The 13,100-nt window shown below is 44.9% G+C and carries 9 protein-coding genes; 4 read left to right on the top strand and 5 right to left on the bottom strand.

Annotated features, from left to right (window positions below; genetic code table 11):
- Positions 1-272: 272 nt before the first annotated feature.
- Together IQ270_RS11835 and IQ270_RS11830 are read right to left on the bottom strand one after the other, a co-directional pair.
- A complete protein-coding gene (locus IQ270_RS11835) occupies positions 273-1,970 on the bottom strand; it encodes a BamA/TamA family outer membrane protein (RefSeq protein ID WP_193973414.1) in 1,698 nt (565 codons plus the stop codon).
- A 156-nt stretch (positions 1,971-2,126) separates the two neighbouring features.
- Positions 2,127-2,327 (bottom strand): hypothetical protein, encoded by a 201-nt coding sequence (locus IQ270_RS11830; RefSeq protein WP_193973413.1) that lies wholly within the window; start codon positions 2,325-2,327, stop codon positions 2,127-2,129.
- 159 nt (positions 2,328-2,486) lie between these two features.
- On the opposite strand from IQ270_RS11830, the gene IQ270_RS11825 reads away from it, so the two are divergent.
- The 4 genes from IQ270_RS11825 to IQ270_RS11810 all read left to right on the top strand — a co-directional run bounded on the left by IQ270_RS11825 (position 2,487) and on the right by IQ270_RS11810 (position 7,008).
- Positions 2,487-3,317 carry an alpha/beta fold hydrolase gene (locus IQ270_RS11825; RefSeq protein WP_193973412.1) on the top strand — a complete coding sequence of 277 codons (831 nt, stop codon included), beginning with the start codon at positions 2,487-2,489 and terminating at the stop codon, positions 3,315-3,317.
- Positions 3,318-3,439: 122 nt separating this feature from the next.
- Complete coding sequence (locus tag IQ270_RS11820) at positions 3,440-4,921, top strand: ATP-binding protein (protein ID WP_193973411.1); 1,482 nt, start codon at positions 3,440-3,442, stop codon at positions 4,919-4,921.
- A 443-nt stretch (positions 4,922-5,364) separates the two neighbouring features.
- A complete protein-coding gene (locus tag IQ270_RS11815) occupies positions 5,365-5,724 on the top strand; it encodes a VOC family protein (RefSeq protein ID WP_193973410.1) in 360 nt (119 codons plus the stop codon).
- 3 nt (positions 5,725-5,727) lie between these two features.
- Entirely contained in the window at positions 5,728-7,008 is a 1,281-nt protein-coding gene (locus IQ270_RS11810; RefSeq protein WP_193973409.1) for a recombinase family protein, read from the top strand.
- Positions 7,009-7,057: 49 nt separating this feature from the next.
- Here the strand turns inward: IQ270_RS11810 and IQ270_RS11805 are convergent, their stop codons facing one another.
- The 3 genes from IQ270_RS11805 to IQ270_RS11795 form a co-directional block, all read right to left on the bottom strand.
- Complete coding sequence (locus IQ270_RS11805) at positions 7,058-8,275, bottom strand: adenylate/guanylate cyclase domain-containing protein (RefSeq protein ID WP_193973426.1); 1,218 nt, start codon at positions 8,273-8,275, stop codon at positions 7,058-7,060.
- Between the two features lie 50 nt (positions 8,276-8,325).
- Positions 8,326-11,397, bottom strand: a complete 3,072-nt coding sequence (locus tag IQ270_RS11800) for an ATP-binding protein (protein WP_193973408.1) — start codon at positions 11,395-11,397, stop codon at positions 8,326-8,328.
- Between the two features lie 416 nt (positions 11,398-11,813).
- On the bottom strand, positions 11,814-13,100 hold a 1,287-nt coding region (locus IQ270_RS11795; RefSeq protein ID WP_193973407.1), incomplete at its 5' end, for an RNA-guided endonuclease TnpB family protein.

Raw genomic sequence — 13,100 nt, 5'->3', positions numbered from 1 at the left:
GGTAGGCCAGGGCGATCGGCGATCGGACAAAAGCAAGTTTTTTAAAGGGTTTTAGGCGATTGGTGACACTAACGAAGAATGTTGTGTCCTTAATTTGTGTGGTTCCCAATGATGCGAGGATTGCTATAAGCTAATCCGCATTTAAATTGCACGGTCAAATAAACTTTCACTGCTGTGGGAAGTAGGGGTTGGGCGTCCCGCCCGCCCCAGTTATCGATCGTTTTTTTGACATACAATTTAAATGCCGCAACAGCTTATTGCACTGCTGGTTATTAAAATCGCTGCTTTGTACCGAGGACAAATTTAGTTTCGCCAGAGTCGCCAATACCTACATCTAAGCGAATTAATCCAAAGGGCGATCGCACCCTGACACCCAAACCGACAGCCGCCCCAGTCCCGGGTTTATCCCTCACCGAAGCCGGTTTTCCCAACACGCTGTCACCCGTTCCCAAATCCGAAGCAAAATCAACAAATATCACGCCGCCGACATCCCTACCGACGGGAAACCGATACTCGCCGGAAGCCAAAAAATAACTCCGCCCGCTACCAATATCTCCGCTATCGTAACCGCGCACGGAATTGCGGCCGCCGAGGCGAAAGGCTTCTGTTGGGGGCAAATCTCCGATTACAGTGCCGGCTTGCAAGTTAAAAGCTAGCATTTCTGGCAGGTTTTGGGACTCGCTGATGCCGAGCCAAGTGAGTGGTACATAATGTATATAGTTTGCTAGCAGACGGTTGCTCACAATGTTACCTCGCCCCAGAGGTATTGACTGCTCGGTGCTGAGGCTAAGAATTGAGCCGCTGGTGGGGTTGAAGGGATTGTTGCGCCGATCGCGCGTCGCGCCAAAAGAAACAGTGTATAATTCATCGACGCCGGAACCGCTGAATGTGAGAGGGTTGCCCCCTTCGTCGCGGCGGGCAATATTTAAGTTGCGATCGCGCGTGCTGATATTGGTATAATTCAATCCTAAAGTTCCGCGCCAATCGCCCAAAGGTCGGGTAACTGAGAGATTTCCGCCGATGCGAAGTTCCCGAACTCGCTCGCCGTTGGGCAAATCGATATCCTTGTTGAAAATTTCGGAGATTCTGCGATCGCCAAAAGCTCTCACACTGTATCCCAAACGGTCTTCGGCGGCAACGTAAGGGCTGACAAACTGGACATCGTACTGGATACCTCGGAGGCTGGGCTGAAGTTCTACTGACAGTCGCTGCGGGATGGTGCCGAAAGTTCGATCGACATAGGAAAGAGGAACAGCAACACCAACATCGTCACTCAGAGTAACACTCGCACCAAAAGAACGAGCCGATCGCTCTTGGACATTGTAAATTACATTAATATCCGTGCCAACTTCTTGAGTAGAAACCGTCACCTTGTCAAACAATCCCAACTGCTGCAACTGCTGCAAGTCCGATCGAACAACTTGCTGGCTGTAATTATCCCCCGCCTTGAGTTTGAGTTCGCCGCGGATAAAATCTTCCGAAATTCGGCCCTGAATCGGGTTCCCTTTTTTATCAACTGCTTCGCCTCTAGAATTGACAAAGCGAATTTTCACCTCAGCCACGTAAACGCCCTCAGCATTGCCCGCTTGACTGATTTGTAGAGTACCGCCTAGCTGTCGGGCGTTGCTGTTTACTGCTTCCGGGATTTCGGCAATAGTGGCGACCGCCGCACCATTCTCAATAAGCTGTGTGTGAACAGGCAAGATGCCTGTTCCACCCAAAAATTCATCTGTTGTGGAACGGGCATCTTGCCCGTTGCCCCGAGAGGTTGCACCATTCTCAATAAGCTGTGTGTGAACAGGCAAGATGCCTGTTCCACCCAAAAATTCATCTGTTGTGGAACGGGCATCTGTTGTGGAACGGGCATCTTGCCCGTTGGATGCCGGCAAATCCCGATCGATCGCCCGCGCCGCCAATTCACCGCCAGCCACCTGCGCCCAAGCCAAAAATACAATAATTGGAATTCGCATAAATATCAAACTCAACTATACTCAACGCATCTTACCCAAAACCGGGCAGAAGTGGCTAATTAGCCGAAAAGAAACCCGGTGTTTTTGAAGATACCGGGTTTCTGCGATGATGAAATTTGGCAAAAGATCGATCTTTTGGGGAAGCCGAAAATTTATTTAAAGAGATTGCCTGGAAACACGTTTCTCAAAATGAGCCTGAGTCTGCTGTAACAGTTGTTCGCGACTGTCCTTAGCGGTAGTAATGCTCGGGAGCAAATTGCGAGCTTGTAAAGTCATGTGAAGCTGTAGGTGTGCTACGTACTCACTGACATCTTCGCGCAGGGAGCAAGCCGGGTAACGTTTTAAAGTAGAGTTCAAAGTGTTCTCCTGCTTTGAGTTGGCAGTGTTTTCTAATAATATTAGAGATTATCACGGTCTACTTCTAATTGTGTACTCCGCAATGAAGTTTAACCTTTGGACTGCTGTTTTGTTACAATTGTTTACAAATCCTTCTTAAATATCGGGAGTCGATCGGCAATGCAGTCCACAGAAGTATCAACACACAAGCACGCATTAACTACAGTTATCAACAGCAGCAGCCAAACAGCCGCCTACCTCGACATCGGCAGCGGCCCACCCTTATTGCTGTTGCACGGTTTCTTCGGAGAAAAGACTTGCTGGCTGCCCTTAATTGAATTACTGCAATCTCAGTTTCGGTGCATCAGTTTAGATATGTTGGGTTTTGGAGAATCCAGCCAACCACAAATCCAATACAGCGTAGCTGTAGAAGTTGCCTTTGTGCGACAAGTTGCAGAACAACTAAACATCGAACCCTGCTGCATTGTCGGGCATTCTTTTGGCGGTTGGGTAGCATCTGCCTATGCCCTAAAATATCCTAATTCAGTCAGCAGTTTAGTATTAGCAGCACCTGCCGGAATTCGGGACGACAGTTTTTGCGGTCAATACGATGCTTTGCGGCCGCTGCTGTGGCAAACCCCAGCGGTTGATTGGGCATTGCAGTTGGCAAAACCTTTTGCCAGTTTAGCGGGAAAAAGTAACAAATTGCAGCAAATTTCCGGGTGGCGGCGCGAGTTAATGGCTCAACCAGTAGCCCGGTCATTTTTAATCAGCCGAATGCGGCCGGAAGACGCAGTTGATACAGTAGAAAAAGAAATTCACAAATTACAAATTCCCACCTTAGTCATCGCAGCAGATAGCGACGAAACAATTCCTTTGTGGCACTGTCAAACCTACGCCAACGAGATACCGGGAGCGGAGTTAGCAATTATTCCCAATGCCGGTCACGGATTGCCGCAAAATCAAGCTCAAGTCATGGCGAAGTTGATTGGCAAATTTTTGAATAATTAAGAAAAACTGTGCAATCAGACTAATTGTAAAAACTACGATCATTTACAACAATAAATGTAACCTAGGATACTAACAGTATAAAAAATACAGAATATATTGGTAGTATTGTACAAAAAAAAATTATGGCGCTAAAATCTTGTGTTAGGACGAGCTACGGAAATTTAGTTGAGTCGGAGGTATTGCGAATGGCGGTGCTCAGCAATTACTTTAATCTGGAAGAAATTACGACAGCCAGAAAAGTTAGTGCTGCGGTAATTAACATCAGCGGCCGCCAGCGAATGCTTTCCCAGCGCTCGGCTTTTTTTTGCATGAGGTTAGTTTGCTCGGAAAATGCCGCAGAAAGAGCAAAACTGCGGGAACATTTGCTAGAGGCGATCGATCTTATGGAAAAATCGCACAGCGACTTAATTAATACTGACAGCAGCAGCAACTTATTGAGTCCCCCTTCATCCACCGTCAAAGCAATGTATTTTGAGGCACCGCTGTACCTAGACAAGCAAGTGCGCGAATATATCGATCGAACAAAAACATTGGCGCAAGTGCCCGATGCCCAACTCAGACCCGACAATCCCCACCTCCTATACATTGTCCGAGCAGCGGGCGGCGAATTGCTATCAGCATTCGATGCCGTAGTGAGTCAATACCAGCAAGAAAGCGAAATCGAACAATTTGAAATCGACCTCAAACAGGTTGAACTGTATCAAGAAAGCTGTGCTGCAGCCTCAAAAGCCGAAGCTCAAGCCGCCGAGATCGATCGCGCACTTTGCGAACTCAAAAAAACTCAAGCCAAACTGATGCACAGCGAAAAAATGTCCTCGCTAGGATCCCTAATGGCCAGCATCGGCCACGAAATTAATAACCCAGTTAGTTTTATTTACGGCAACTTGAGCCATGTCAAAATTTATACAGAAGATTTGTTAGACCTGCTGCTTCTCTATCAAAAATACTATCCCAATCCCTGTGCCGAAATTAAAGAGCAAATCGAAGAGAGCGAACTTGAATTTATAGTTGACGACTTACCTAAAGTTATGTCTTCCATGCAAATGGGTGCCGAACGCATTCGCGAAATTGTCAAATCTATGGGCACTTTTTCGCGAACAGATAACAGTCAAATGACACAGTGCAACTTGCACGACAGCATCGACAGCACAATCTTGATTTTGCGAAGCCGTCTCAATTCTAAAAAAGACCGTCCCGAAATTGAAATAGTTAAAAATTATGAAAAATTGCCTGGTGTAGAGTGCTATGCCGGACAGCTAAATCAAGTATTTATGAATCTAATTAGCAACGCGATCGATGCTTTGGACGAGGCATCACAAAATCAGCCCAATGCTGCGTTAAAAATTTCTATCCGCACAGAAGTAGCTGGAATCGATCGCGTAAGAGTGCGGATAGCTGACACGGGAGTGGGAATGACAGCAGAGGTAAAAGAACGAATGTTCGAGCAGTTTTTTACCACCAAGGCGATCGGTAGAGGTACCGGTTTAGGATTGTCTATCGTCTACAAAATCTTAGTAGAAAATCACCGAGGAACGCTCAGGTGCGAATCTGAACCCGGTTCGGGAACCGAGTTTATCATTGAACTGCCGGTTCACCAAATTTAAGCAATTTACAAATACCCCAATTTATCTGTTTTAACTGTAGCACTAGCGGGTTGGCCGCCGAGACTTTGGTCTCGCTCAAACTTTGAATACCCAAGTCGTTAATTGTAGCATGGGCGTCCCGCCAGTGTAAATTGTGGTGAAAAATCACGCATTACTGCTGCATAAATTGGGATCATATAGCAGTTCGATCGCGTTGTGAGGTATGCTTTTAGGCCCGATGCAGGTCTGGTAACTCATGTTACTGACACTCGGCTATAAGATGTTCTGCATTTAGACTGTATGTCAAAAAACAATAAAACAATGAGTGGGGTGTGCCGGAGAGCCCGACCTGAATATGCAATGTTTATTTGCGCCACAGCTTATCATATCAAAAACTCAAAAAACATCAACAAATCTGCCTGCATCAGCGGTTAAAATAAAAGATTAAAATAAAAAAATAAAAAATGCAAATTACTCAAGCCCTCCACTCTGCCATACTCGTTTCCAACATCGAAAAATCAGAACACTTTTACAGCAAAGTTTTAGGACTGCCAAAAATAGACAGAAAATTAAAATTTCCCGGAATCTGGTATCAAATCGGCCAATTCCAACTTCACCTAATTTTAGCAGCCGAAATTATACCAGATGCCGTAGACTGTGACAAATTGGGGCGCAACCGACATTTAGCGTTTTCTGTGGCAAACTTAGAGCAAGCAAAACAACAATTAGCAGCCAACAATTGTCCGGTACAAATGAGCGCGTCAGGTCGATCGGCATTATTTACCCAAGACCCCGACGGTAACATCATCGAACTCAGCGAGTAACAGATGCAAATCATCGCCTACTCTTACAGCGAACCGCTGCTAGAACCAGCGCCAGCAGCCGAAATTTGGGGCCGGGAGGTCGATCGCATCTATCAAGACTTAGGAGGGCGACAACAACTGCAACAACTCCTAAAAGACTGCCAAACACAACCAGTCAAATACTTATTAATTCAGCGCTTTGAAGAACTCGGCGACACACTCCAGCAAGTGTGCGCGCACCTCGCCCAACTCGAAACCCTCGGTGTCGAAATCATCGTACAAGCAGAAACAGAACCGCCAAACCGCAAAAACTTACTGCAAATCCTCGCAGAAGTCCAGCGCAGCCAACACAGCCGCAGCATTTGCAAAGGACACGCCCGCAACCGCATCAAATCCCTTCCCCCTCCCGGAAAAGCCCCCTACGGCTACCGGCGCGGCAAAGACAAATATACGATCGATAAAACCGCTTCCCCCGCCGTCAAAGACTTTTTTGAACACTTTCTAATCTACGGTTCCCTGCGCGGTTCCGTGCGTCATTTAGCCAAAAAATACAACAAAAAAATCTCCGTGAGCACAGCCCGCCGCTGGCTGACAAATCCCGCCTACCGAGGCGATTTAGAATATCAAAACGGCCAAGTAATTTCTAACACCCACATCCCGATTATTTCCAGAGAAGAAGCCGCCCAAATAGATCGGTTGCTGCGTCGCAACCGCCGCCTTTCTCCCCGCAGCGCCAGCGCCCCGCGTTCCCTCGCAGGTTTAGCAATTTGTGCCGAGTGCAAATCCCCCATGACAGTTGCCAAAGTCACCTCCTACCGCAAACAAAAAGAATACCTTTATTTGCGACCGATTAACTGTCTGTCTCAACCTAAATGCAGCGGCATTTCCTACGATGAAGTATTGCAATTAACCATCGCCGGAATTTGTCGGGATTTGCCCGATGCCGTAGCGCGGTTGCAGATGCCGGACATGAACGGAATTAAAGCAGGAATTGTCAGGGCGATCGCCTCGAAACAAGAAATCATAGATCAACTTCCAGCCCTGATTGAAAGCGGCATTTTCGACACCGAAACGGCCGAATTGAGAGCCTACAAAATTCGCACCGAAATTGCCGAACAGCAAAGCAAATTAGCGCAACTCCCCCCAGTAAATTTGCGAGAAATAGCCCAAACAGTTTCTCTTCCCCAATTTTGGCTGGATTTATCAGAATCCGAACGCAGGTTCTACTTTCGCGAGTTTATCGAGCGCATTGAAATCATCCGGGAAAATACAAATTGGCAACTGCAAATTATTTTCATTTTTTAAGGCTTACTTCGAGGTTCATCAGTAGCTGCTGAGTTAGATGCCCGACTTCTTAAAAAAGTGAGGTATTTGGGTAATCTCTTCGTTCGCTATGAGTGGAATTCGCTTGACAAAAATCGGTTTCAACCGCCGCACCATCTTTTTTAGCCTTGAGCCAATAGGTAATAATCTCTCCTTTACCTTTAACCGCGATCGCACCTCTTTCCTCAAACACATACCGATCTTTTAACTGCTCGTAAATAGCAGCAGTCACTTGAATATATCCCGGCAATCCCTGCAATTCCATCCTAGAAGCAACATTAACAGTATCTCCCCACAAGTCATAGCTAAATTTTTTAGTGCCAATTACGCCAGCAACTACTGGGCCTGTATTAATGCCAATCCGAATTTGAAATAGTTCGCCCATGTCTGTTTGAAAATTAACGATCGCATTTTGCATATCCAAAGCCATATTCGCGATCGCCTCTGCATGATCTGCCCTCGGCACAGGCAAGCCCCCCGCTACCATATAAGCATCTCCAATTGTTTTAATTTTTTCCAAACCGTGTTTTTCAGTTAATTCGTCAAACTTTGAAAAAATCTTATTTAGAAAATTCACCAATTCTAGCGGTGAAATTCTCGCAGCAAGAGACGTAAAATCCACAATATCAGCAAAGAGGACTGTTGCTGACTCAAATCTCTCAGCAACAGAAGCCTCGCCTTTTTTCAACTTCTCAACAATCGCAGCCGGTAAAATATTCAGCAATAAATGATCCGATTTTTTTTGAGCCAGCCGTAAAGCCAACTCAACCCCCTGCCGCTCTTGAATTTCGTTTTGCAATCGCTCAACAAACTGTTCTAATTGCTTCGTTTGCTCTTGCAGCAGTCGTTGCTGATTTTGAATGATTAACTGATTTGCCACTCGTGCCAATACTTCTTTACCTTGAAAAGGTTTAGTAATATAATCAACAGCTCCCACATCGAAAGCCTTCACCTTATCTGAAGCATCATCTAATGCGCTTAAAAAAATTACTGGAATCAAACTGGTTTTTGGTGAAGCTTTCAACTGTGTACACACCTCATATCCATTCATATCTGGCATCATTACGTCCAACAGAATTAGAGCCGGCGGAAACTCCTGCACCGTCGCCAGAGCTCTTTTTCCGTTCAACGCTTTGCGAACCTGATAGCCGTTTTCAGTTAGGATTGTAGATAGAAGCCGCACGTTATCTGGTAGATCGTCAACTACTAAAATCGTGGCTGAAATTGTAGGGGGCTGATTGATGTTCATGCGATCGCTCACGGTATTTTTTAGGCAATATTTTTTTTAAGATACAATAACTAACACACACGTGCCGTAACCGCCGATTTTGCTAGCTCTATAATATCATCAAACAGGAAATCATGTGCTAAATCAGTTAAAACTTTTGCAGCCCCAGCAAACTCCCCAGGCATTTCCTCAATCAACCGCAGAATTTTATCGTCGTAGCATTCATGAGCAGCCTCATTGATATTATCTAGCCACTCACTAGGCATTTTACCCATTTGTATTTCTACCGATGGACAGCTAGCCACTCCACTCAACTCGCTTTCATTTTCGAGGATTGTATCAACAGGTTCCTCGTAAATATAGCGCACCCCTAAATATTTCTCTATAACAGCGAACAACATTTTTGCCTCAAACGGTTTACGCATAAAATCATCGCATCCTGCCGCTAAAATAGTTGCTCTTTCCTCTTCAAAAGCGCTAGCAGTCAGAGCCACAATTACCGTTTCTTTTCCGAGAGGACGAGATTTGATTTGTCTGGTTGCTTCATAACCATTCATCACAGGCATCTGCATATCCATCCAAATCAAGTGCGGTTGCCAATCCTCCCATACAGCAATAGCTTCTTGACCATTTCTAGCTTCTCGCACTAAAATGCCTAACGGTGACAGTAACCTATCTATGACTAGACAATTATCGGCGCGATCGTCAACCACCAAAATCCGGTATTCTGGTTGATCTGGTGCTAAACCAATCACTTTTTTATGCGGTTTAAGCATTTGAATCTCGGTGGCAGCAGCAAGGGACATTTGAATATCAAATGAAAACGTACTTCCCAAATCAGGTGTACTGGAGACAACAATATCTCCTCCCATCATTTGTACAAATTTGCGACTAATTGGTAAACCTAGTCCAGTACCCTGTTGCGATTTATAACCTGATTTTGTTTGCTCGAATGGTTTAAACAACTTATTCATTTCTTCTTTGGCAATTCCCGCGCCAGTATCTTGAACTTCAAACTGAAGGCGTAAAGATACCGGGTGAATAGAATTCGTGTCTACACAATCAAAATCAGCAGGCGCGGACTTTTCCGAACCCCAGTCGGCGGTTTTTGTTTGTTGGCTGCTCAACTCTGCATTTTCAGCCGCCCAATTTTCTTCTAGCTTGTTTTTCACTCGCAAGGTAACGCTACCCCTTTCTGTAAACTTAATGGCATTTCCTACCATATTAATCAAAACTTGGCGCAATTTACCCTCATCTCCATTCACAAAATGAGGAACGCTCTGGGCTACTTCAAACTTGAGCTGCAATCTCTTAGATTTAGCTTTTAATCGGAACATCTCTTCTAAAGTTTCTAGCAGGCGAATCAAATTAAAACTGCTTTCGTTAAGCTGACTTCTGCCAGCTTCAATTTTGGACATTTCCAAAATATCATTAATTAGCGAAAGCAAATGTTCTCCGGCGCGATTAATAATTTCTAGGTGTTGCTGGTGTTCATTTTTTAAGGATGAATCGCGCACCATCACCTGACTAAATCCCAGAATAGCATTCAGGGGAGTCCGCAATTCGTGGCTCATAGAAGATAGGAATTCGCTTTTGGCAAGGTTAGCAGCATCGGCAACCACGACAGCTTTTTGCAGCGCTGCTTCTGCCAACTTGCGATCGGCAATTTCTGTTTGGGCTTGTTCAAATAGCGTGCATTGCTGGATAGCAATTGCTAGCTGCACAGAAATTTGCTTGAGAGATTCTATCTCAGAAGAGTTCCAATGTTTTTGACTGCGACAGTGATGAGCAATTAGCAAGCCCCATAAATTTTCCCCTTGCAAAATAGGAACCACGAGGTTAGCTTTAATTTCCAATTCTGCGAGTAAATTAATGTGGCACTCGGAAATACCAGCAGTGTAAATATCGTCCATCGCCCGAACACGACCCTGCCGATAAACAGAAATATACCTTTCGCGAAAACAAGGATCGTTAATATCGATTCCCGCAATCGGCATCACACCTGCTGCTACCGATTCGACTGCCACAAATCCGCTCCAATCAGGGTTGAAACGGTAAATAACTGTCCTGTCAGTTGACAAAAACAGGCGCACTTCTTCAACAGCCATTGTCAGAACTTCGTCGAGATCGAGAGAAGAGCGAATCCGCTCTTGAATGGAATTCACCAGTCGCTCTCTTTTTAGTTGCTGCATCAAAGCTGCTTCTGCCTGTTTGCGAGCAGTAATATCTACTGCATAACCAACACACTCTACAGGTATGCCAACAGCATTTTTGACCAATTTTACCTCATCGTAAATCCAGCGATAACTACCGTCTTTGTGCAGTTCGCGGTATTCGTAGGAAATCAATTCTTTTTCCAATATCTGAGCAAATGCAATATCTACATTTTCTCGATCTTCGGGGTGAATTATGCTGTGCCAATCGAGGGAACCATCAACAAATTCTCGCGCTTCGTAGCCAATCAGCGAAACAATATTTTCGCTGACAAATGTTACCTCATAATTTTCTTTTAATTGGCGACTAAAAATAACCGCAGGAGTAGTAGCCAACAAATATTGCAAGCGCTCGGTAACTGAGCGCAATTTTAACTCCGCTTGCTGGCGGTCGCGAGCTTCCCTTTCTAAGCAACTGTTGGTTTCTGTCAACTGTGCGGTACGCTCTTGCACTTTAATTTCTAAATCTTCATACGCGCAGCGCAGAGCTAATTCTGCATCTTCACGCACGGTAATTTCCCGCTGCAACTTGAGATTAATTGCTTCTAACTCTTCAGGAGTTTTTAAGGATAAAAATTGGGGTAGCAGCGTTACCATCGATCCGGCAGTGTAGCAGGAAACGAGGGCAGTAATTGCTTTTTCAATCCCCGACAGCCAATAAGCAGAATGCCACAGCGTCCAAATTTCTAGCAAGTGACCTGTACCGCAAAGAATAATAAATGCACCAAATAAACCAAATATTCCTAAAAAAGGAACGTCGCGTCGCTTAAAAACAAAATAAATCAGCATCGCCGGAATTGAATAGTAGGCGATCGCAATTAAAAAGTCGCCGGTTACGTGCAGCCACACCAAAGGCGTTTGCCACAGATAGCACTGACCGTGCGGCATATACTGAGTGGGAGAAAAGATATCTTTGACTATTTGCCACATAATGTTTGGTTGCAAATTATACTAAATGGAACGATCGTCTTGTTTTTGTGGGGCGGGCCGGAGAGCCCTTTCCAGAAGTTGATTTACAAAAACGGCAGCTTCCCAATTTTACAGCTTTACCAAAAATTTTTCAGAGCAAGTTGCTGGCTGAGGTTTTGATTTTAAGGGAATTTTAATCGTAAGCATCTATGCCGCTGCGATTATCAGCAATGTGAATCTGCACCCACTGGCCGTCAACCACAAGCGTGCGGATGCGAATTCTTAGCGGTTAGCAATCGGTATATTGCAAGCGATCGGGTAAGTTTTTCCCCCAACAGTCTTTGACTGAATGCTGCTGCACCGCTATCTGTTCTAAAGCATCAATCGCATTAGAACAAATATTCTTGACACTCTCAACGCTGAAGCGACTGAGATTCTTAAGAAATTGCCTTCTTAATATCCCTATTTCTAGGGTTCCCAAACTCAGTGCGTTTGCTCGTAGAGCGCACTGATATCTTTTGGGCGTTTAGGCGACTAGCGCCAAGTTTTGCGGAGTCCCCACGTACTATTTCCAAAGCTCTATCTCTGATAGTTTTAGCCGCACCAATGTCGGCGTGTTCGTGATAGCCACATTCAACACAGATGAACTTTTCGCCATCTCTGTTTGATTTTTCGATCTGGCCACAATTCCTGCATTCTTGGCTAGAGTGCTTGGGATTAACTTTAATTACGGCTTGGCCCTGCTTCACAGCTAGATACTCAACCTTTGAAATTAACTCGCCCCAACCTGCATCAGAGATAGAGCGGTTTAAGCCCTTTTTTCTTGATTGCCCATTCTTAAGGAATCTCCCTGTTTTCCCGTCGATTTTTACTTGACAACGACGCATCATTCCAGATACATTTAAGTCTTCTAGGGCAATTACATCAACGTTGCGAGACACAATCTTATTGGCAACTTTCCATTGATATGCTTGACGCTTATCACTAACTTTTTGATGAAACCTTCCAACCCGGACAGCCGCTTTTTTGCGATTTTTACTACCCTTAACTTTACGGCTAACTCGTCTCTGTCTGATTTTGAGAGTCCGCTTAGCTTTTTTGTTCGTTGAAAACTTGGGATTTTCAACTTGGTAGCCATCAGAAAAATGAACCAGTTTAGTAATTCCCAAGTCACAGCCTATTACTTTGGGATGCTCTCCCACAGGTTGAACGCTATATTCGGGTACGGATTTATCCTCAATTATGATGGAGACATACCAGCCATTCTGACGTTTTCTAACTGTGCAAGCCTTGACAGTAAACCCATCTGGGATTGAGCGAGAGTTGTAAAACCGAATCCAACCCAGCTTGGGTAAGTAAATTTTATTACCTTGCAATTTTATTCCCATCACGCAGGTGAAGGATTTAAAATTACTGCGATTCTTGAACTTGGGGAAACCTCTGCCTTCAAAGAAATTTTTGTAAGCAGTATCTAATCGTTTAACATTCTGCTGTAAAACTGTTGAGTCTACCCCACTGTACCAAGGTCTAGCAACTTTCAACTCTGGTAATGCTGTAATTTGAATATCGCCAGCACTACGGCGCGGATTTCTAACCTTACCTTCCTTGTCAAGCTTTGAGTCTTTCCAGGGATTGCCTGTAGCTCCACTTTTGCTGACAGAGCTGGTCAAGGGACAGGCTTCACACCTGGTCTTAAGATCGCAGTAATCCCCCTGAATAAACTG

The organism is Microcoleus sp. LEGE 07076 (assembly GCF_015207455.1).
Lineage (GTDB): Bacteria > Cyanobacteriota > Cyanobacteriia > Cyanobacteriales > Microcoleaceae > Microcoleus.
The sequence above is the reverse complement of the archived record's forward strand: the minus strand, read 5'-3'. Positions and strand labels throughout refer to the sequence as shown.

Coding starts and splice junctions, on each gene's coding strand:
- IQ270_RS11835 (WP_193973414.1), bottom strand. CDS start 1,970: ATGCGAATTCCAATTATTGTATTTTTGGCTTGGGCGCAGGTGGCTGGC.
- IQ270_RS11825 (WP_193973412.1), top strand. CDS start 2,487: ATGCAGTCCACAGAAGTATCAACACACAAGCACGCATTAACTACAGTT.
- IQ270_RS11800 (WP_193973408.1), bottom strand. CDS start 11,397: ATGTGGCAAATAGTCAAAGATATCTTTTCTCCCACTCAGTATATGCCG.
- IQ270_RS11815 (WP_193973410.1), top strand. CDS start 5,365: ATGCAAATTACTCAAGCCCTCCACTCTGCCATACTCGTTTCCAACATC.
- IQ270_RS11805 (WP_193973426.1), bottom strand. CDS start 8,275: ATGAACATCAATCAGCCCCCTACAATTTCAGCCACGATTTTAGTAGTT.
- IQ270_RS11820 (WP_193973411.1), top strand. CDS start 3,440: ATGGCGCTAAAATCTTGTGTTAGGACGAGCTACGGAAATTTAGTTGAG.
- IQ270_RS11810 (WP_193973409.1), top strand. CDS start 5,728: ATGCAAATCATCGCCTACTCTTACAGCGAACCGCTGCTAGAACCAGCG.